The 19,447-nt window shown below is 62.3% G+C and carries 20 protein-coding genes; 18 read left to right on the top strand and 2 right to left on the bottom strand.

What is annotated here, in order from left to right; translation table 11 throughout:
- The first annotated feature begins 90 nt into the window (after positions 1 to 90).
- The 11 genes from MF4836_RS16015 to MF4836_RS16065 all read left to right on the top strand — a co-directional run bounded on the left by MF4836_RS16015 (position 91) and on the right by MF4836_RS16065 (position 9,232).
- On the top strand, positions 91 to 726 hold the full coding sequence (locus MF4836_RS16015) for a MotA/TolQ/ExbB proton channel family protein (RefSeq protein ID WP_020300253.1): 636 nt from the start codon (positions 91 to 93) through the stop codon (positions 724 to 726).
- Entirely contained in the window at positions 723 to 1,151 is a 429-nt protein-coding gene (locus MF4836_RS16020) for an ExbD/TolR family protein (RefSeq protein ID WP_078471074.1), read from the top strand. Before MF4836_RS16015 ends, MF4836_RS16020 begins: the two co-directional genes overlap by 4 nt.
- Positions 1,151 to 2,161, top strand: coding sequence for a tetraacyldisaccharide 4'-kinase (gene lpxK / locus MF4836_RS16025; protein WP_078471075.1), 1,011 nt, complete (start codon positions 1,151 to 1,153; stop codon positions 2,159 to 2,161). The genes MF4836_RS16020 and lpxK overlap by 1 nt, the downstream gene beginning before the upstream one ends.
- A gap of 22 nt (positions 2,162 to 2,183) precedes the next feature.
- Complete coding sequence (locus tag MF4836_RS16030; protein ID WP_020300256.1) at positions 2,184 to 2,369, top strand: Trm112 family protein; 186 nt, start codon at positions 2,184 to 2,186, stop codon at positions 2,367 to 2,369.
- Positions 2,366 to 3,130 carry a 3-deoxy-manno-octulosonate cytidylyltransferase gene (kdsB, locus tag MF4836_RS16035; protein WP_078471076.1) on the top strand — a complete coding sequence of 255 codons (765 nt, stop codon included), beginning with the start codon at positions 2,366 to 2,368 and terminating at the stop codon, positions 3,128 to 3,130. The genes MF4836_RS16030 and kdsB overlap by 4 nt, the downstream gene beginning before the upstream one ends.
- A complete protein-coding gene (locus tag MF4836_RS16040; protein WP_078471077.1) occupies positions 3,130 to 3,594 on the top strand; it encodes a low molecular weight protein-tyrosine-phosphatase in 465 nt (154 codons plus the stop codon). The genes kdsB and MF4836_RS16040 overlap by 1 nt, the downstream gene beginning before the upstream one ends.
- Positions 3,591 to 4,610: a UDP-N-acetylmuramate dehydrogenase gene (murB, locus tag MF4836_RS16045; RefSeq protein ID WP_078471078.1), complete on the top strand. Its 1,020-nt coding sequence runs from the start codon at positions 3,591 to 3,593 to the stop codon at positions 4,608 to 4,610. Before MF4836_RS16040 ends, murB begins: the two co-directional genes overlap by 4 nt.
- Before the next feature lie 251 nt (positions 4,611 to 4,861).
- Entirely contained in the window at positions 4,862 to 5,332 is a 471-nt protein-coding gene (locus tag MF4836_RS16050; protein ID WP_078471079.1) for a (2Fe-2S)-binding protein, read from the top strand.
- Positions 5,329 to 7,647 carry a xanthine dehydrogenase family protein molybdopterin-binding subunit gene (locus MF4836_RS16055; RefSeq protein ID WP_078471080.1) on the top strand — a complete coding sequence of 773 codons (2,319 nt, stop codon included), beginning with the start codon at positions 5,329 to 5,331 and terminating at the stop codon, positions 7,645 to 7,647. The genes MF4836_RS16050 and MF4836_RS16055 overlap by 4 nt, the downstream gene beginning before the upstream one ends.
- Positions 7,647 to 8,642 carry an XdhC family protein gene (locus MF4836_RS16060; protein WP_078471081.1) on the top strand — a complete coding sequence of 332 codons (996 nt, stop codon included), beginning with the start codon at positions 7,647 to 7,649 and terminating at the stop codon, positions 8,640 to 8,642. Before MF4836_RS16055 ends, MF4836_RS16060 begins: the two co-directional genes overlap by 1 nt.
- Complete coding sequence (locus MF4836_RS16065) at positions 8,639 to 9,232, top strand: nucleotidyltransferase family protein (protein WP_078471082.1); 594 nt, start codon at positions 8,639 to 8,641, stop codon at positions 9,230 to 9,232. The genes MF4836_RS16060 and MF4836_RS16065 overlap by 4 nt, the downstream gene beginning before the upstream one ends.
- A gap of 75 nt (positions 9,233 to 9,307) precedes the next feature.
- Here the strand turns inward: MF4836_RS16065 and rne are convergent, their stop codons facing one another.
- Positions 9,308 to 12,553 carry a ribonuclease E gene (gene rne / locus MF4836_RS16070; protein ID WP_078471083.1) on the bottom strand — a complete coding sequence of 1,082 codons (3,246 nt, stop codon included), beginning with the start codon at positions 12,551 to 12,553 and terminating at the stop codon, positions 9,308 to 9,310.
- A 715-nt stretch (positions 12,554 to 13,268) separates the two neighbouring features.
- On the opposite strand from rne, the gene rluC reads away from it, so the two are divergent.
- The 3 genes from rluC to sppA are packed head-to-tail and all read left to right on the top strand — an operon-like array spanning position 13,269 to position 15,891.
- The gene (gene rluC / locus MF4836_RS16075) at positions 13,269 to 14,228 is read left to right on the top strand and encodes a 23S rRNA pseudouridine(955/2504/2580) synthase RluC (RefSeq protein WP_078471084.1); all 960 of its coding nucleotides are present in this window, start codon (positions 13,269 to 13,271) and stop codon (positions 14,226 to 14,228) included.
- Positions 14,218 to 14,880: an HAD-IA family hydrolase gene (locus MF4836_RS16080; protein WP_078471085.1), complete on the top strand. Its 663-nt coding sequence runs from the start codon at positions 14,218 to 14,220 to the stop codon at positions 14,878 to 14,880. Before rluC ends, MF4836_RS16080 begins: the two co-directional genes overlap by 11 nt.
- 21 nt (positions 14,881 to 14,901) lie before the next feature.
- A complete protein-coding gene (gene sppA / locus MF4836_RS16085) occupies positions 14,902 to 15,891 on the top strand; it encodes a signal peptide peptidase SppA (RefSeq protein ID WP_078471086.1) in 990 nt (329 codons plus the stop codon).
- Between the two features lie 56 nt (positions 15,892 to 15,947).
- Here the strand turns inward: sppA and MF4836_RS16090 are convergent, their stop codons facing one another.
- Entirely contained in the window at positions 15,948 to 16,526 is a 579-nt protein-coding gene (locus tag MF4836_RS16090; RefSeq protein ID WP_078471087.1) for a Maf family protein, read from the bottom strand.
- A gap of 105 nt (positions 16,527 to 16,631) precedes the next feature.
- On the opposite strand from MF4836_RS16090, the gene MF4836_RS16095 reads away from it, so the two are divergent.
- The 4 genes from MF4836_RS16095 (at position 16,632) to fabD (ending at position 19,435) form a co-directional block, all read left to right on the top strand.
- A complete protein-coding gene (locus MF4836_RS16095; RefSeq protein ID WP_020300268.1) occupies positions 16,632 to 17,159 on the top strand; it encodes a YceD family protein in 528 nt (175 codons plus the stop codon).
- A 13-nt stretch (positions 17,160 to 17,172) separates the two neighbouring features.
- Complete coding sequence (gene rpmF, locus MF4836_RS16100; RefSeq protein ID WP_008152339.1) at positions 17,173 to 17,355, top strand: 50S ribosomal protein L32; 183 nt, start codon at positions 17,173 to 17,175, stop codon at positions 17,353 to 17,355.
- A gap of 4 nt (positions 17,356 to 17,359) precedes the next feature.
- Positions 17,360 to 18,370 (top strand): phosphate acyltransferase PlsX, encoded by a 1,011-nt coding sequence (gene plsX / locus MF4836_RS16105; protein ID WP_078471088.1) that lies wholly within the window; start codon positions 17,360 to 17,362, stop codon positions 18,368 to 18,370.
- Between the two features lie 126 nt (positions 18,371 to 18,496).
- Positions 18,497 to 19,435, top strand: coding sequence for an ACP S-malonyltransferase (gene fabD, locus MF4836_RS16110; protein ID WP_078471089.1), 939 nt, complete (start codon positions 18,497 to 18,499; stop codon positions 19,433 to 19,435).
- The last annotated feature ends 12 nt before the right edge of the window (positions 19,436 to 19,447 follow it).

The raw sequence follows: 19,447 nt of genomic DNA on the forward strand, positions 1-19,447 counted from the left end.
TATTAAAGCGTCGGAGGATGCGACATCACGGTCTTCGGTGCGCCCGGGCCCTATGTTAGAGTGGCGCACTTTTTCGAGGGGGCTGTCACTGTGTGGGAATTGGTCAAATCCGGCGGCTGGATGATGTTGCCGATCATTCTGAGTTCCATCGCCGCTGTCGGCATCATCGCCGAGCGTTTGTGGACCCTGCGCGCCAGCCGTGTCACTCCGCCCCATTTGCTGGGTCAGGTATGGCGCTGGATCAAGGACAAACAACTCAATAAAGACAAGCTCAAGGAGCTGCGTGCCGATTCGCCCCTGGGGGAAATCCTCGCGGCGGGCCTGGCCAACTCCAAGCATGGTCGCGAGATCATGAAGGAATGCATCGAAGAGGCCGCGGCCCGGGTCATTCATGAACTGGAGCGCTACCTCAACGCCCTCGGCACCATCGCCGCCATGGCCCCATTGCTTGGGTTGCTGGGGACGGTACTGGGCATGATCGATATCTTCAGCTCGTTCATGGGCTCGGGCATGACCACCAACGCCGCGGTGCTGGCGGGTGGTATCTCCAAGGCGCTGATTACTACCGCGGCCGGTTTGATGGTGGGTATCCCTGCGGTGTTCTTCCACCGTTTCCTGCAACGCCGGGTCGATGAACTGGTCGTGGGCATGGAGCAGGAAGCGATCAAGCTGGTCGAAGTGGTACAGGGCGACCGTGACGTCGACATGGTCGAGGGCAAAGCGTGAAATTCCGCCGCAAACCTCGGGAAACCGTCGATATCAACCTCGCGTCATTGATCGACGTGGTGTTTATCCTGTTGCTGTTTTTCGTCGTCACCACCACGTTCACCCGCGAAACCCAATTGCGTGTCGACCTGCCCGAGGCCGTCAGCGGTTCGCCCGCTGAAGACCAGCAGATCAAGCAACTGGATATCGCCATCAGTGCCGATGGGGTGTTTTCGGTAAACAACCAATTGCTGCCGAAAAACGACCTGGCCGGCCTGATCGATGCCTTGCAGAAGGAGTCGGGGGGTGACACCAATATGCCGCTGTCCATCAGTGCGGATGGCAAGACCCAGCACCAGGCGGTCATCACAGCCATGGACGCCGCCGGCAAGCTCGGTTTCAGCCATTTGCGCATGACCACCGTCGAGGCGGCACCGGCACCCTGATGGCACTTTCTGATCGCTTGCTCGCCGCCTGGTACAACGGCCATCCCGCGTTGAAGCTGCTGCAGCCCCTGGAATGGCTGTATCGACGGGTGGTGGTGCGCAAGCGCGAGCGCTTTCTGGCGGGAGAGGGGGCTGTCTACCAGCCGCCGGTGCCGTTGATCGTGGTCGGCAATATCACCGTTGGCGGCACCGGCAAGACGCCGCTGATCTTGTGGATGATTGAACACTGCCAGCGCAGCGGTTTGCGGGTTGGCGTGGTCAGCCGGGGGTATGGCGCCAAGCCGCCGCAACTGCCCTGGCGCGTCACGCCCGAGCAAAGCGCGCAGGTCGCCGGTGACGAGCCGTTGCTGATTGTCCAGCGCAGCGGCGTGCCGTTGATGATCGATCCGGATCGCAGCCGTGCCGTGCAAGCGCTGCTCGCCGCCGAACCTCTGGACCTGATTCTTTCCGACGACGGCATGCAGCATTACCGCATGGCCCGTGACCTGGAGCTGGTGCTGATCGACGCCGCCCGGGGCCTGGGCAATCGCCGCTGCCTGCCGGCCGGCCCCCTGCGTGAACCGGTGGAGCGCCTGCAAAGCGTCGATGCCGTGCTTTATAACGGCGCCGGTGATGATCGCGAGGATGGCTTTGCCTTTCGCCTGGAGCCCACGGCGCTGGTCAACCTGCTGACTGGCGAGCGCCGTGGGCTCGAGCATTTTGCGCCAGGCCAGGGGGTGCATGCGGTGGCGGGTATCGGCAACCCGCAACGTTTCTTCACCACCCTTGAAACGCTACACTGGCGACCCGTCCCCCATGCTTTTGCCGACCACGCCGAATACAGTGCCCAGGCCTTGAGTTTCACGCCGTTGCTGCCCGTGGTCATGACCGAAAAGGACGCGGTGAAGTGCCGCACTTTTGCGGCGGCCGACTGGTGGTACCTGGCGGTGGATGCGGTGCCGTCGCCGGCCTTCGTGGCCTGGTTCGATACCCAACTGATGCGCCTGTTGCCTGCTCGTCTTTTGCCTTAACGCTGTTATCCAGGGAATTCTCATGGACACCAAATTGCTCGATATCCTCGCCTGCCCGATCTGCAAGGGGCCGCTCAAACTCAGCGCCGACAAGACCGAGCTGATCAGCAAGGGCGCCGGCCTGGCCTTCCCGATCCGCGATGGCATTCCGGTGATGCTGGAAAGCGAAGCCCGTACCCTCAGCAACGACGAGCGCCTGGATAAATGACCACCGCCTTTACCGTTGTCATCCCCTCGCGTTATGCCTCCACCCGCTTGCCGGGCAAGCCGCTGCTCCTGATCGCCGGCAAGCCGATGATCCAGCATGTCTGGGAACAGGCCTGCAAAAGCAGCGCCGAGCGCGTGGTGGTGGCGACCGATGATGCGCGCATCCTCCAGGCCTGCCAGGCCTTTGGCGCCGAAGCCGTGCTGACCCGTGAAGACCACAACTCCGGCACCGACCGCCTGGCGGAAGTGGCTGCCCAGCTGGGCCTGGCGGCAGATGCCATCGTGGTCAACGTGCAGGGCGACGAGCCCTTGATCCCGCCTGCGGTGATTGATCAGGTGGCCGCCAACCTGGCCGCCCACACCGAGGCGCGCATGGCGACCCTGGCCGAGCCGATCGAAGACGTCGAGACCCTGTTCAACCCGAACGTGGTCAAGGTGGTCAGCGACCTCAATGGCCTGGCGCTGACCTTCAGCCGCTCCACCTTGCCCTGGGCCCGTGATGCCTTCGCCAGGAACCCCGGGCTGTTGCCGGAAGGCGTACCGTATCGGCGGCATATCGGCATCTATGCCTACCGCGCCGGCTTCCTGCATGACTTTGTCAGCTGGGGCCCGTGCTGGCTGGAAAACACCGAATCCCTGGAACAATTGCGTGCCCTGTGGCACGGCGTGCGTATCCATGTGGCCGACGCGCTGCAAGCGCCGCCGCCGGGGGTGGATACCGCCGAAGACCTTGAGCGCGTTCGTCGCCTGCTGGAGGCCTGATGCGGGTTCTGTTTGTCTGCCTGGGCAACATCTGTCGCTCGCCAACCGCCGAGGGCGTGCTGCGCCACAAGCTGCTTCAGGCGGGCCTGGCCGAGCAGGTCGAAGTGGCGTCGGCCGGCACCAGCGACTGGCACGTCGGCAAGCCTCCAGATGCTCGCAGCCAGCGGGCGGCCCTGGCGCGGGGCTACGATTTGTCGGCGCAACGTGGCCAGCAGGCCCGCCGCGAAGACTTCGCCCGCTATGACCTGATCCTTGCCATGGACCAGAGCAACCTGCGCAACCTCAATGCACTGCAGCCAACGGGGGCCAAGGCTGAGCTGGACTTGTTCCTGCGCCGCTACGAAGGCGCGGTGGATGAGGTGCCGGACCCGTACTACGACGGCGACCAGGGTTTCGAGCAGGTGCTGGACCTGATTGAACAGGCCTGTGACCGGCTGGTGATCGAATTGAAGGGGCGCCTATGACCTTGCAGGTGCAGGCCCGGGTTTCCCTCAAGCCGTTCAACACCTTTGGCGTCGATGTGCAGGCGCAGCAGTTCGCCGAGGCCCATAACGATGCCGACGTGCGCGAGGCCCTGGCCTACTGCGCCGAACACCAGTTGCCGCTGCTGGTGATCGGCGGTGGCAGCAACCTGTTGTTGACCGCCGATATCCCGGCACTGGTGCTGCGCATGGCGACCCGTGGCCTGCGTTTGCTGAGCGACGACGGCCAGCGGGTCGTGGTCGAGGCCGAAGCCGGTGAAGCCTGGCATCCGTTTGTGTTGTGGACCTTGGACCAGGGCCTGTCCGGTCTGGAAAACCTGAGCCTGATCCCCGGCACTGTCGGCGCCGCGCCGATGCAGAACATCGGTGCCTATGGTGTGGAGATCAAGGATGTGTTCGCCGGCCTGACCGCCCTCGATCGCCAGACCGGCGAGTTGCGCGAGTTCAGTGTCGACGAGTGCGACTTTGCCTACCGCGACAGCCTGTTCAAACGCCAGGCCGGGCGCTGGCTGATTCTGCGCGTGCGTTTTACCTTGCAGCGAGTGGCCCATCTGCACCTGGAATATGGCCCGGTGCGCCAGCGCCTGACCGAGCAGGGCATCGATCAGCCGACCGCCAGCGATGTCAGCAGGGCCATTTGCAGCATTCGCAGCGAAAAACTGCCGGATCCTGCGGTATTGGGCAATGCCGGCAGCTTCTTCAAAAACCCGGTGATTCCGGCGGCCCTGGCGGCCGAGATCAAGCTTCAATACCCGGGGCTGGTGGGTTATCCACAAGCCGATGGGCAGGTGAAGCTGGCCGCTGGCTGGCTGATCGAGCAAGCAGGCTGGAAGGGTTTTCGCGAGGCCGATGCCGGGGTGCATCGCCTGCAGTCGCTGGTACTGGTCAACTACGGGGCGGCCACCGGTTTGCAACTGTTGCAGTTGGCGCAAAAGATCCAGCAGGACGTTGCCCGGCGTTTCAAAGTGAACCTTGAGATGGAGCCCAACCTCTATTGAGTATCCTGGCTTGAGCTAGTCTCAATGCTTGAACCAAAGCCTTGCCTGGGTCACTCCAGGCAAGGCTTTTTTATTAACGGCGGCTTAACGTGACCTGCTGACAATGCAGCTGTTTTGCCCCCCAAAAGGCCCGGTGAAGATTCGTCCTCACAAGAGAGCCCATTAGCCTGAGTCAATCTGTTTGCGCCGCGAACCGCGCCATCCCGCTGCAGATTGCTCGACCCCATAACCGAACCTATGCGGGCGTGCCCATGATTACCCTGAAGCTCAATGGTCAAGATCATCAACTGGATGTCACCGAGGACATGCCACTGCTCTGGGCGATCCGCGATGTGGCGGGTTACAACGGCACCAAATTCGGCTGCGGCATGGGGCTGTGCGGTGCCTGCACCATTCATATCGACGGCTCGCCGGCCCGCAGTTGCATCACGCCGATCGGCTCGGTACTCGGGCAGAACGTCGGCACCATCGACAACCTGCACGCCGACCCTGTCGGCCAAGTCGTGCAGCAGGCGTGGCTGGACACCGCTGTCGCGCAATGTGGCTATTGCCAGGGCGGGCAGATCATGTCCGCCACCGCCTTGCTCAAGGTCAACCCCAACCCCAGCGACGAGCAGATCGAAGAGGCCATGCTGGGCAATATCTGCCGCTGCGGCACTTATAACCGGATCAAGACCGCCATTCGCCAGGCCGCGACCCACCTCAAGGAGGGCCGGGCATGAGTCGGTTACCCCATGATTTCACCCTGAGCAACCTCAGCCGGCGCGGTTTTCTCAAGGGCGTCGGTGCGACCGGTGCCCTGGTGTTGGCAGCGAGCTGGGGTTGGCAGGATGCCTTTGCCGAAGACAAGAAGTTCGGCGCCGATGGCATGCCCCATGGCTGGGTCGACGATCCCAAGGTGTATGTGAGCATCGCCGCCGACGGCAGCGTGACGGTGGTCTGCAACCGTTCGGAAATGGGCCAGGGGGTACGTACCAGCCTGAGCATGGTGGTCGCCGATGAACTGGACGCCGACTGGGCCCTGGTCAAGGTGCAACAGGCTCCGGGCGATGAAGTGCGCTTTGGCAACCAGGACACCGACGGTTCGCGCAGCATGCGCCACTGGTACGAGCCCATGCGGCGCTGCGGCGCTGCGGCACGGGCCATGCTCGAACAGGCCGCTGCCGCCCAGTGGAATGTACCGCTGGGTGAATGCCGGGCGCAGTTGCACAAGGTGGTGCACCCACCCAGCGGGCGTGAACTGGGTTACGGAGCCCTGGCCGTGGCCGCGGCGGCCTTGGCTGTACCGGCTCGCGACAGCCTGCGGCTGAAGCAGCCGTCGGAGTTTCGCTACATCGGCAAGGAGGCCACCCGCGCCATTGATGGCGCGGATATCGTCAATGGCCGGGCGCTGTACGGCGCCGACGTGCATTTCGACGGCATGCTGTACGCCACCGTGGCGCGCCCACGGGTCTATGGCGGCAAGGTCAAATCTTTCGATGACAGCGCAGCGCTGAAAGTGCCTGGGGTGATCAAGGTGTTGCAGATCGACAGTCGGCCGCTGCCTTCGGAGTTCCAGCCCCTGGGCGGTGTAGCAGTCATTGCCAGCAACACCTGGGCGGCGATCAAGGGCCGCGAAGCTTTGAAGATCGAGTGGGATGACGGGATCAATGCCGGTTATGACTCGATTGCCTACCGCAAGGAGTTGGAGGACGCCGCCCGCAAGCCCGGCAAGGTCGTGCGCAGCACCGGCGATATCGATGCCGCGCTGAACAGCGCCGACAGCAGCCTGGAAGCGGCCTACTACCTGCCGCACTTGGCCCAGTCGCCCATGGAACCGATGGTGGCCGTGGCTCGTTTCGAAAACGGTGAATGCCAGGCCTGGGCTCCGAGCCAGGCGCCGCAGGTCACCCGCGAGCGGATCGCCGAGCGCTTAGGCATTGCCTTCGACAAGGTCACGGTCAACGTGACCTTGCTCGGGGGCGGTTTCGGCCGCAAATCCAAGCCGGATTTCATCCTCGAGGCCGCGATCCTGGCTCAGGCGGTGCCCGGCAAGGCGGTGCGGGTGCAATGGACCCGGGAGGACGACATCCACTGCTCCTACTTCCATACCGTCTCGGCGGAGTACCTCAAGGCCAGCCTGGGCAAGGACGGCATGCCCTCCGGCTGGTTGCACCGCACCGTGGCGCCCAGCATTACCGCGTTGTTTGCCCCGGGCATGAACCACGAGGGCGCGTTCGAGCTGGGCATGGGCTTTACCAACATGGCCTACGCGATCCCCAACGTGCGCCTGGAGAACCCCGAGGCTGCAGCCCATACCCGCGTCGGCTGGTATCGCTCGGTGTCGAATATTCCCCACGGCTTCGCGATTCAGAGTTTTGTCGACGAACTGGCGCACAAGGCGGGGCAGGACCCACTCAAGTACCAGCTCAAGCTGCTGGGGCCGGATCGTCAGATTGATCCGCGAACCCTCAGCGAAGAGTGGAACTACGGCGAATCCCCGGAACGTTATCCCATCGATACCGCGCGCTTGCGTGGCGTGCTGGAAGTCGCAGCCAAGGCCGCCGGCTGGGGCCGGAGCCTGCCCAAAGGTCGAGGCCTGGGGCTGGCGGTGCACTACAGCTTTGTCACCTACGTGGCGGCGGTGATTGAAGTGGAGGTCAAGGACGATGGCACGCTGATCGTGCACAAGGCCGACATTGCCGTGGACTGCGGCCCGCAGATCAATCCCGAGCGCATTCGCTCGCAGTTCGAAGGCGCCTGCGTGATGGGGCTGGGCAATGCGGTGCTGGGTGAGATCAGCTTCAAGGAGGGCAAGGTCCAGCAGGACAACTTCCATATGTACGAAGTGGCGCGGATGTCCCTGGCGCCGAAACAGGTGGCGGTGCATTTGGTCACTCCGTCGGGCAACGTACCCCTGGGTGGAGTGGGTGAGCCGGGCGTGCCGCCGATCGCCCCGGCGTTGTGCAATGCGATCTTTGCCGCCACCGGGCAGCGGATTCGCAACCTGCCGGTGCGCTATCAGTTGCAGGGCTGGCAGCAAAAGGCCGCCAGTTGATGGACAGCGTCGATCTGAATGTCTTGCGCAGTGTGCTGGATTGGCGCCGTGCCGGGCACGCTGTGGTGCTCTACAGTGTGGTCCAGACCTGGGGCAGTGCGCCGCGGCCCCCTGGCGCCATGCTGGCCTTGCGCGGAGATGGAGTGGTGATTGGCTCGGTGTCCGGCGGGTGCATCGAAGATGATTTGATTGCCCGCTTGCAAGACGGGCGCTTGCCCGCAGAGGGACCGCCGGTGCAGTGGATTACCTACGGCGTCAGTCGTGACGAAGCCGCGCGTTTCGGCCTGCCGTGTGGTGGTACCTTGCGCCTGGCCGAAGAGCGGGTCGGCGATCCGGCCTGGGTCGCCGAACTGCTGCGGCGCTGCGAGGCCCATGAAATCGTCGCCCGGGTGCTGGACCTGAAAACCGGGGCGGTCGAACTGGAGGTGGCGAGCAAGAGCGACGTCTTGAGCTGCGATGGCCAGACCCTGCGGGCAATCTACGGACCGCGCTGGCGCTTGCTGCTGATCGGGGCCGGCCAGTTGTCGCGATACGTGGCGCAGATCGCGCGCTTGCTGGATTTCGAAGTCCTGGTCTGTGACCCGCGCAAGGAGTTCGTCCATGGCTGGGAAGACCAGCAGGGTCGATTCGTCGGTGGTATGCCGGATGATGCGGTGCTGACTATCGAGACCGATGAGCGCACGGCGATTGTCGCGCTGACCCACGACCCGCGCCTGGATGACATGGCGTTGCTCACGGCGCTGAATTCGCCGGCGTTCTACGTCGGCGCGCTGGGCTCGCGGATCAACAGCCAGAAGCGGCGAGACAACCTTGCCCAGCTGGGGCTGTCGGCAGACGCCATCGAGCGATTGCATGGGCCGATCGGCTTGCATATCGGCAGTCATACGCCGGCCGAAATTGCCCTGTCCCTGATGTCGGAGATTGTGGCGATCAAAAATGGCATCGACTTGCTGCAGAAAAAGCCCGCGCTGGTCGTGGACGAGGCGCCGGCTTGAGTCAGGAGCCTGCGGTGATTGTGCTGGCAGCGGGGCAGGGCAGCCGCTACCGACAGTTGGCGGGGGCTGATCAGGACAAGCTGTTAGCGCCCTGTATCGGTCGCGATGGGGTGGTGCGACCGGTGCTTGAACACGTGCTGGTCAACCTGCCTGCGCGGTTGTCCCGGCGGCTGTTGGTGACGACGGCAGATCGACACGCAGTCGCACGCCTGGGCCAAGCCTATGGGTGCCAGGTGCTGCGCGTGGATTCGCCGGGCATGGGCCATAGCATTGCGGCCGGGGTCGGCGCCTGTACCGATGCGGGCGGTTGGCTGGTGATGCCGGGGGATATGCCGTTCATCCTGGCGTCGACTGTCGAGCGCGTGGTGCAGGAGATGGAGGAGGGCGCTATCAGCGTCCCCGTGCTGGGCGCCGAGTATGGGCATCCGGTGGGGTTTGGCCGAGGCTATGGCGCTGCGTTGCTGGGGTTGTCCGGTGATCGTGGGGCCAGGCGGCTGTTTGCGCAGGGGACGCTGGTTCCGGTGTCGGTAACGGACCCAGGTGTGCTGTGGGATGTGGATGTGCCGCAGGCGCTGCTGTTCAGCGGTTGAGTGCAGGAGCACGACAATAGCCATAAAAAAGCCCCGCCTGGGTGACCAGGCGGGGCTTTTCAGTAGCGACCGGAATCAGACGAGGGGTTTAGGCTCGTGCTCTTCTTCCAGGGCTTTAGGTTGCTGCTCTACCGCTTCTTCGACCACCCGAGGGCTCTCGTCGATGGAAGCTGGCTGTTCAACAACCGGCTCGACCACTGCCGCAGGTTCGGCTTGGGCCGCAACCGGAGCAGGCTCTTGCGCCACAACTGGAGCTGCGGCGTCAGCCTGTTCGGCTTCTTTCTGCAGACGCTCGGCTTCACGCTTGCGGCGACGCACTTCACGTGGGTCGTTCGGCGCGCGGCCATTGCTGCCCAAGGCGCTCACAGGAGCGGCTTCGGCCACTGGCTCAACCACTTCGGCAGCAACCGGAGCTTCAACGGCGGCTGGAGTCGGTTCCACGACTTCGGCTGCCACTGGAGCTGCTTGCTCAACCACGTCAACCACCGGGGCTGGAGCCTCGACAGGTGCTTCGACCACGATCGATTCGGCAATGCGTTCGAAAGCGCTTGGCGCTTCTTCGGCAGGTGCAGCAGCTTGCTCGGCAGGAGCCTGGAACTCAGGTTCTGCAGTAACGGCTTCGCTGATCACCGGTTGCTCGATCACAACTGGAGTGGCCGGTTCGGCAATGACAGCAGGCTCGACCGAGACTTCAAGCTGAAGTTGCTCTTCGCGAACTTCACGAACTTCGCGTACTTCAACCGCAGGAGCGACAGGTGCTTCTACCGGCGTGGTGGCTTCAACCACAGGCGCTTCAACCACTGCGGTTTCCAGAGCGGCAGTAGCGCGCTCAGCCTGCTCGTTGGCCTGGGCTTCGGCAGGTGCGCTGATCACGGTGCTGGCAACGGCGGCAGTGACTGCCAGGCCGGCAGCCAGATCGGCAGAGCTTGGTTCTTCGCTGTTCTCTTCCGAACCTTCGATCACGTTGCCGTTGGCATCGCGCTGACGTTCACGACGGTTGCTGCGGCGACGCTGGCCACGGGAGCGGCGACGTGGACGATCGTCCTCGGCGTTCTCCTGGCCGTCTTCCGACAGTTGCTCTTCGTTGTTCAGCAGCTCTTCATCGGCAACGGCAGCCGCTTGTTCAGCAGCAGGTTGACGCTCTTCACGCGGTGCACGCGGTTGGCGTTCTTCGCGTGGCGCACGAGCTGGACGTTCCTCGGTGGTCGCGGCAGCAGCAGCTGCAACGGCCGGGGCGGCATCCAGAGGTTCGCGCAGTTCACGGACCGGACGCTCTTCACGCTCGCCACGAGGCTTGCGATCTTCGCGCGGTGCACGTGGTTGACGCTCTTCACGTGGAGCGCGTGGTGCGCGTTCTTCGCGAGCGGTGGCTTGAACTTCTTCGCGAGCCTCGCGTACTTCACGTGGCTGACGCTCTTCGCGCGGCGCACGTTCTTCACGTGGGGCGCGTTCTTCGCGAGGTGCACGTTCTTCACGCGGCTTGCGTTCTTCGTCGCGGCGACCGTTACGGTTGCGGCTTTGCTGGCGACCGTTGCGACGCTCTTCGTTGCGAGCAGGGCGCTCGGTCACAGGCTTTTCAACCACGACCGGGGCGACAGGCTCTTCCTTGGTTGCGAACAGGCTGACCAGGGATTTCACCAGGCCCTTGAACAGGCTTGGCTCGGCGACTGCAACTGGAGCGGCGACCGGCGCTGCGGCTTCAACCGGAACCGGAGCGTTGGCACGTGCCGGTGCGGTCTTGACGGCGGCTTCCTGGCGAACCAGGGTGCGGGTCGCGGCGGCTGGCTGGACTTCTTCAACTTCAGCAGCGGCAGCGGCGATTTCGTAGCTGGACTGGTTGATGCTGGCTTCTGGGCTGTCATCACGCAGGCGCTGAACTTCGAAGTGCGGGGTTTCGAGGTGATCGTTCGGCAGGATGACGATGCGGGCGCGGGTGCGCAGTTCGATCTTGGTGATCGAGTTGCGTTTTTCGTTGAGCAGGAACGCAGCTACCGGGATCGGCACTTGGGCACGAACTTCGGCGGTGCGGTCTTTCAGGGCTTCTTCTTCGATCAGGCGCAGGATGGCCAGCGACAGCGATTCCACATCACGGATGATGCCGGTGCCGTTGCAGCGTGGGCAGACGATGCCGCTGCTTTCGCCCAGGGATGGACGCAGGCGCTGACGGGACATTTCCAGCAGGCCGAAGCGCGAGATGCGACCGACTTGCACGCGAGCGCGGTCGGCTTCCAGGCATTCGCGGACTTTCTCTTCCACGGCGCGCTGGTTCTTGGCAGGGGTCATGTCGATGAAGTCGATGACGATCAGGCCGCCGATGTCGCGCAGGCGCAACTGACGGGCGATTTCTTCGGCAGCTTCAAGGTTGGTCTGCAGGGCGGTTTCTTCGATGTCGCTGCCTTTGGTGGCGCGCGCCGAGTTGATGTCGATGGACACCAGGGCTTCGGTCGGATCGATAACGATGGAGCCGCCGGAAGGCAGTTCAACGACGCGCTGGAAAGCGGTCTCGATCTGGCTTTCGATCTGGAAACGGTTGAACAGCGGAACGCTGTCTTCGTACAGCTTGATCTTGCTGGCGTACTGCGGCATCACCTGGCGGATGAAGGTCAGGGCTTCGTCCTGGGCTTCAACGCTGTCGATCAGCACTTCGCCGATGTCCTGGCGCAGGTAATCGCGGATCGCGCGGATGATCACGTTGCTTTCCTGGTAGATCAGGAAGGGCGCGGAGCGATCCAGCGAGGCTTCTTTGATGGCGGTCCAGAGTTGCAGCAGGTAATCGAGGTCCCACTGCATTTCTTCGCTGCTGCGGCCCAGGCCGGCAGTGCGCACGATCAGACCCATGTCAGCCGGGGCAACCAGGCCGTTCAGAGCTTCACGCAGTTCGTTGCGCTCTTCGCCTTCGATGCGACGGGAAATGCCGCCGGCACGCGGGTTGTTCGGCATCAGAACCAGGTAACGACCGGCCAGGCTGATGAAGGTGGTCAGGGCGGCGCCCTTGTTGCCACGTTCTTCTTTCTCGACCTGAACGATGACTTCCTGGCCTTCGCTCAGGACGTCCTTGATGTTCACGCGGCCTTCGGGGGCTTTCTTGAAGTATTCGCGGGAGATTTCTTTGAGGGGCAGGAAGCCGTGGCGCTCAGAGCCGAAATCGACAAAGGCAGCCTCGAGGCTTGGTTCGATGCGAGTAATCCGGCCTTTATAGATGTTGGCCTTTTTCTGCTCGCGTGCACCGGATTCGATGTCCAGGTCGTAGAGGCGCTGGCCATCTACCAGTGCAACACGCAACTCTTCGGGTTGAGTTGCGTTAATCAGCATTCTTTTCATGTAGTACCGTCGGTTTCCGGGCTGCCGGAAACGGCGTTCGGCACACACGACTTCTCACGGTCGGTGTCAGGTGCGTCAGGAGTGGTTGGCCACTCGAGTGTCTAGCGAGGTTCGACCAAAGGGGGCGAAGTCGCGACTCACGCGTCCTGCTTGCTGTGGTGACATAAGGCACCGCTTAAGCAAAAGTTTGTCAGGAGGAGGAATCAACCGGTAACTGTGGACGAGATGAAGCGTCTTGATAAAGCCTAATGCTACACAGTCCGACGGTTGTGCATCTCCACCCTACACGTATCCCTGATAGTTCGGGTGCTGCCGCGCGCAGAATCCGCAGCGGGTTGGCATTTACCGTGAGCTCCGAAAGGGGAGGTCACGCATCATGGCTAATTTAGGCGTTGTTTCCGAAGCCTTCGCTCGGGGTCATTCGCAGCTGACTGCACTTTGTGAACTGGCCATGAATATTGGCTCGCAAGGCGAGTGAAAACTCTGCTTTGCCGCTTGATTCAGGCCTCATGTCACCTGCGCTCGTTACACCTGCAAACTCCACCGTTACGTAGCGAAAGCCCCGTAGGACGGCCTCGCGTCCTGGTGAATTGCGTTGGTCAGGGCCGGTTTTTGACCGTTAGTCCGCTGTCCAGGCCGCTTTTGGCGGCGTTCGCGACTATAGCAGCAATCATTAAGTGCTTCAATTCCATAAAAAATTGTTATCATTTGCGGCATGACGACTACTGCCCCCTCGACTCCAAGCGTGCAACTGCTTGAAGTCTCGCCGGAATATGCCGGCCAACGAATTGACAACTTCCTTCTCGCCCGGCTCAAAGGCGTGCCCAAAACCTTGATTTATCGCATTTTGCGCAAAGGCGAAGTGCGGGTGAACAAGGGGCGGATCAAGCCCGAATACAAGCTGCAGGCGGGCGATATCGTGCGCGTGCCTCCGGTTCGCGTGCCTGAGCGCGACGAGCCGGTGCCGCTGGCCCAGGGCCTGCTGCAGCGCCTTGAGGCCTCGATTGTCTTCGAGGACAAGGCGCTGATCGTGATCAACAAGCCCACCGGCATTGCGGTTCACGGCGGCAGCGGCCTGACTTACGGCGTGATCGAAGCCTTCCGCCAGTTGCGCCCTGATGCCAAGGAGCTGGAACTGGTTCACCGGCTCGATCGTGATACCTCCGGCCTGCTGATGATCGCGAAGAAGCGCAGCATGTTGCGGCACTTGCACGCGGCCCTGCGCGGCGATGGCGTGGACAAGCGCTACATGGCGCTGGTGCGTGGCAACTGGGCGGCCTCGATCAAGCAAGTTCGGGCGCCGTTGGGCAAGAGCAACCTGCGTTCCGGCGAGCGGATGGTCGAGGTCGACGAAGACGAGGGCAAGGAAGCGGTCACCGTATTCAAGGTTCTGCGCCGTTTCGGCGACTTTGCCACCCTGATCGAAGCCAAGCCGATCACCGGCCGGACTCACCAGATCCGCGTCCATACCTTGCACGCCGGGCATTGCATTGCCGGCGACACCAAGTATGGCGACGACGACTTCAGCAAGGAAATTCGTGATCTGGGCGGCAAGCGCCTGTTCCTGCACGCTTACATGCTGACTGTGCCGCTACCCGATGGGGGTGAGCTCAAGTTGCAGGCGCCAGTGGATGAGATCTGGGCCAAGACCGTGGAGCGCCTGAGTGCATCCTGATTACAAGCTGCTGATTTTTGATTGGGACGGCACTCTGGCCGACTCCGTTGGTCGGATTGTCGAGGCCATGCATGTGGCCTCCGATCGTTCCAATTTTGCGCGTCGCGATGACTTCGTGGTCAAGGGCATTATCGGTCTTGGGCTGCCGGAGGCGATTCGCACCCTGTACCCGGAAATCGATGACGAGCAGCTGATTGCCTTTCGCCAGCATTATGCTGATTGCTATATCGCCCTTGAGGCGGAGCCTTCGCCGCTGTTCGCTGGGGTGGTGCAGTCCCTTGACGCATTCCGGGCGGAGGGCTACCGCTTGGCGGTGGCTACAGGTAAGGCGCGGCGGGGGCTGGATCGGGTGTTGAGGGCTCATGGCTGGGAGGATTATTTTGATATCACCCGCGCTGCCGATGAAACCGCCAGCAAACCCCATCCGCTGATGCTGGAGCAGATTCTTGCCCATTGCGATGTGCGTCCCGAGCAGGCGCTGATGGTGGGTGACTCCTCTTTCGATCTGTTGATGGCACGCAATGCGGGCATGGACTCGGTTGCTGTCAGTTACGGAGCTCAATCGCTGGAGGCCTTGCGCGCATTCGAGCCGCGCATCGCTATTGATAGTTTTCCTGAGTTGCACGCCTGGCTTAGCCTGCGCGCCAATTAAGTTTTTGCTGGGGTAGATGGCATGACCGATGAATGGAAGGCGCCGAGCAAGGCGAGCGCTGAAGGCGGCGATGACAAGAGCTGGAAGCTCCTGGAAAAGACCCTGTTGGCCAGTGTGCAGGAGCAGCGGCGTTCGCGGCGCTGGGGGATCTTCTTCAAGTTTCTGACGTTTATTTACCTGTTCGGCGCGCTGGTGTTGTTTACGCCGCTGATGGACATGGAGAAAAGTGCCACCCGGGGTGCGGGCTACACGGCGGTGATCGACGTGACGGGGGTGATTGCCGACAAGGAAGCGGCCAGTGCTGACAATATTGTCGGCAGCCTGCGCGCGGCGTTCGAGGATCCCAAGGTCAAGGGCATTGTCTTGCGCATCAACAGCCCAGGCGGCAGTCCGGTGCAGTCCGGCTATGTCTATGACGAGATTCGCCGTTTGCGCGGCTTGCATGCCGACACCAAGGTTTATGCGGTGATTTCCGACCTGGGTGCCTCGGGTGCCTATTACATCGCCAGCGCTGCTGATCAGATCTACGCCGACAAGGCCAGTCTGGTGGGCTCCATTGGTGTGACGGCGGCCGGTTACGGCTTTGTCGGCACCATGGAGAAGCTGGGGGTGGAGCGGCGCGCCTACACTTCGGGTGAGCACAAGTCGTTCCTCGATCCGTTTCAGCCGCAGAAGCCCGACGAAACCAAGTTCTGGCAGGGCGTGCTCGATACCACTCATCAGCAGTTCATTGCCAGCGTCAAGCAGGGGCGTGGCGATCGTCTCAAGGACAAGGATCACCCCGAGCTGTTCTCCGGTTTGATCTGGTCGGGTCAGCAGGCGCTGCAATTGGGCTTGATCGATGGCCTGGGTAATACCAGTTCGGTGGCGCGCGATGTGATTGGCGAGAAAGAGTTGGTGGACTTCACTGTTCAGGAGTCGCCGTTTGATCGCTTCTCGAAGAAGCTCGGCGCCAGTGTGGCTGAGCAGTTGGCAATGTGGATGGGCTTCCAGGGGCCTGCCCTGCGGTAAGTTCTTCTGTATCCACGAAAAGCCGGCCTTCGCGCCGGCTTTTTCGTGGGCGCGGGTCAGGGGATCTCGATGCCTTCGGCAAGGAGCATGTCCACCAGGCGAATCAGCGGCAGGCCGACCAGGCTGGTGGCGTCAGGGCCTTCGGTGCTGCGAAACAGGCTGACCCCCAAGCCTTCGGCTTTGAAGCTGCCGGCGCAGTCGTAGGGTTGCTCGGCGTGCAGGTAGCGCTCGATGCGTTCTGCAGTGAGGCTGCGCATGTGTACGGTGAAGGCAATGCAGTCGACCTGGCAGGCTCCGGTCTGGCTGTTGAGCAGGGCCAGGCCGGTGAGGAAGGTCACGCTGTTGCCGCTGGCGGCGAGAAGCTGGTCGCGGGCCTTTTCGAAGCTGTGAGGTTTGCCGATGATGCGCTCGCCGAGCACGGCAACCTGGTCCGAGCCGATGATCAGGTGTTGCGGATGAGTGGCGGCGAGCGCCTGGGCTTTTTCCCTGGCCAGGCGCTCGACCAGCTGCGTGGCGGTCTCTCCGGATCGATGGCTTTCGTCGATGTCCGGGGAGGCGCAGGTGAACGGCAGCCGCAGGCGGGCCAGCAATTCTCGGCGGTAGACCGAGCTTGAAGCGAGTAATAAAGGCAGCATGCGCATCTCCTGAGGCGGGTTGCGGATTCTAGCGAGGCTTGCAAGTGACCGACAGGGTTGAATTTCCTTTGACATGGCCGGGTGCATCCCTATAATGCTGCGCCTATGTTGAATGACCCGATTCCACCTCACGTTGACCCGCGCAAATTGGCTGACCGTGGCACCACCCTTCAAGGTGAACTGCTGCTGGCCGATTTGAAGAGACTCTGCGACCCGCTTTCCGACGATGTCGGTACGGTGCAGGCAAAATTCGTTTTTGAACGAGATGAACGTAAGTCTGTGGTAATCCACAGTTTTATCGACACCGAAGTCAAAATGGTTTGCCAGCGTTGTCTTGAGCTGGTCACCCTGCCGATCCATAGCGAATGCAGTTATGCTGTGGTGAAGGAGGGTGCGAATACCCAGTCGTTGCCGAAAGGTTATGACGTGCTGGAACTGGGCGAAGATCCTTTGGATCTGCAGTCACTGATCGAGGAGGAGCTTCTGCTCGCCTTGCCCATTGTGCCTGCTCATCATCCGGAAGAATGCCAGCAGCCGGCGGGTCTCGATGAGCCCGAACCGAGCGAGGACGAGGTAACGCGGTCCAACCCGTTCAGTGTATTGGCGCAGTTAAAGCGTGACCCAAACGTTTAGGAGTTAATCAATTATGGCTGTTCAGCAGAACAAAAAATCCCGCTCTGCCCGTGACATGCGTCGTTCGCACGACGCCCTGACGGCGAGCACTCTGTCTGTAGAAAAAACCACCGGTGAAATTCACCTGCGTCACCACGTATCGCCAGAAGGCGTATACCGTGGCCGTAAAGTGATCGACAAGGGCGCTGACGAGTAATCACTTGTCTGCTCAAGTCATCGCGATTGACGCAATGGGCGGGGACTTCGGTCCCCGCAGCATTGTTCAGGCCAGTCTTGCTTGCCTGTCTGCTACGCCCTCGCTGCACCTGGCCCTTGTCGGTCAACCCTCCCTTTTAGAAGATCTGATTTCCGGCCATTCGGCTGTGGATCGCGCGCGCCTGACGATTGTGCCGGCCGCCGAAGTGATCGGCATGGACGAAAAGCCCTCCCAGGCTCTGCGCGGCAAACCCGACTCTTCTATGCGGGTGGCCCTTGAGTTGTTGCGTGAAGGCAAGGTCCAGGCCTGTGTCAGTGCGGGGAATACCGGTGCGCTGATGGCGTTGTCGCGCTATGTGCTCAAAACCCTGCCGGGGATTGATCGTCCGGCGATGGTGGCCGCCATCCCGACCCAGCGTGGCTATTGCCAGTTGCTGGACCTGGGGGCCAACGTCGACTGCAGCGCCGAGCACCTGTTCCAGTTTGCGGTGATGGGGTCGGTCGCGGCCGAGACGCTGGGCATCGCGCGTCCGCGGGTCGCGCTGCTGAATATCGGCACCGAAGACATCAAGGGCAACCAGCAGGTAAAGCTCGCGGCGACCTTGCTGCAAAATGCTCGTGGCTTGAATTACATCGGCTTTGTCGAGGGTGATGGGCTGTATCGCGGCGAAGCGGATGTGGTGGTGTGCGACGGCTTTGTCGGCAATATTCTGCTCAAGTCCAGCGAGGGCCTGGCGACCATGATTGCCGCGCGGATCGAGGCGCTGTTCAAGCGCAATGTCGCTTCGCGCCTGGTGGGAGCCCTGGCATTGCCGCTGATGCGGCGTCTGCAGGCTGATCTGGCGCCGGCGCGGCACAATGGTGCGAGTTTTCTGGGTTTGCAGGGGATCGTGGTGAAAAGCCATGGTTCGGCAGGTGTTCAGGGCTTTCAGAGTGCCATCCAGCGGGCGCTGATAGAGATTCAGGAGAACCTTCCCGAGCGTCTGCACGGGCGGCTTGAGGATCTGTTGCTTTAGGCGTTTCCCCTCGGGAGTGCTTAAATGTGACCGCTCGGTTCAATTGGCCATCCAACTGTCAGTTTCTTGCGTCCGCTTCGGCAGGGCGTCAATTCTCCGACGACAAGATCATTAGGGGCTTGTTACATGTCTGCTTCCCTCGCATTCGTCTTTCCAGGACAGGGCTCGCAGTCCCTCGGCATGTTGGCCGAGTTGGGCGCGCAATACCCGTTGATCCTCGACACCTTCAAAGAAGCCTCCGATGCTCTGGGCTACGACCTGTGGGCTCTGACCCAGCAAGGTCCGGAAGAGCTGCTCAATCAAACCGATAAAACCCAGCCGGCCATTCTGACTGCGTCCGTCGCCTTGTGGCGTCTGTGGCTGGCAGAAGGCGGTGCTCGCCCGGCGTTCGTCGCAGGCCACAGTCTGGGTGAATACAGCGCGCTGGTCGCCGCTGGCAGCCTGAGTCTTGGTGACGCGGTGAAGCTGGTAGAGCGTCGTGGCCAACTGATGCAGGAAGCTGTTCCTGCGGGGCAGGGCGGCATGGCTGCGATTCTCGGCCTGGAAGATGCCGACGTGCTGGCGGCCTGTGCCGAGGCGGCTCAAGGTGAAGTGGTCAGCGCAGTCAACTTCAACTCCCCTGGCCAGGTGGTGATCGCCGGTGCCAAGGCGGCTGTAGAGCGCGCCATCGAAGGCTGCAAGGCGCGCGGCGCCAAGCGTGCCATGCCGTTGCCAGTCAGCGTGCCGTCGCACTGCGAGCTGATGCGCCCGGCTGCCGAGCGTTTCGCCGAGTCGATCGCCGCGATCGACTGGCAGGCGCCGCAGATCCCGGTGGTGCAAAACGTCAGCGCGGCAGTGCCGGCAGACCTCGAGACCCTCAAGCGCGACCTGCTGGAGCAGTTGTACAAGCCGGTGCGTTGGGTCGAGTCGGTCCAGGCCCTGGCAGCCAAAGGTGCGACCCAGCTGGTCGAATGCGGTCCGGGCAAGGTCCTGGCCGGCCTGAACAAGCGCTGCGCCGAAGGCGTATCGACCTCCAACCTGAATACCCCCGATGCCTTTGCTGCCGCTCGCGCAGCACTGGCCTGAATTAGGAGAAGC

This window comes from Pseudomonas sp. MF4836 (assembly GCF_002018875.1).
GTDB lineage: Bacteria > Pseudomonadota > Gammaproteobacteria > Pseudomonadales > Pseudomonadaceae > Aquipseudomonas.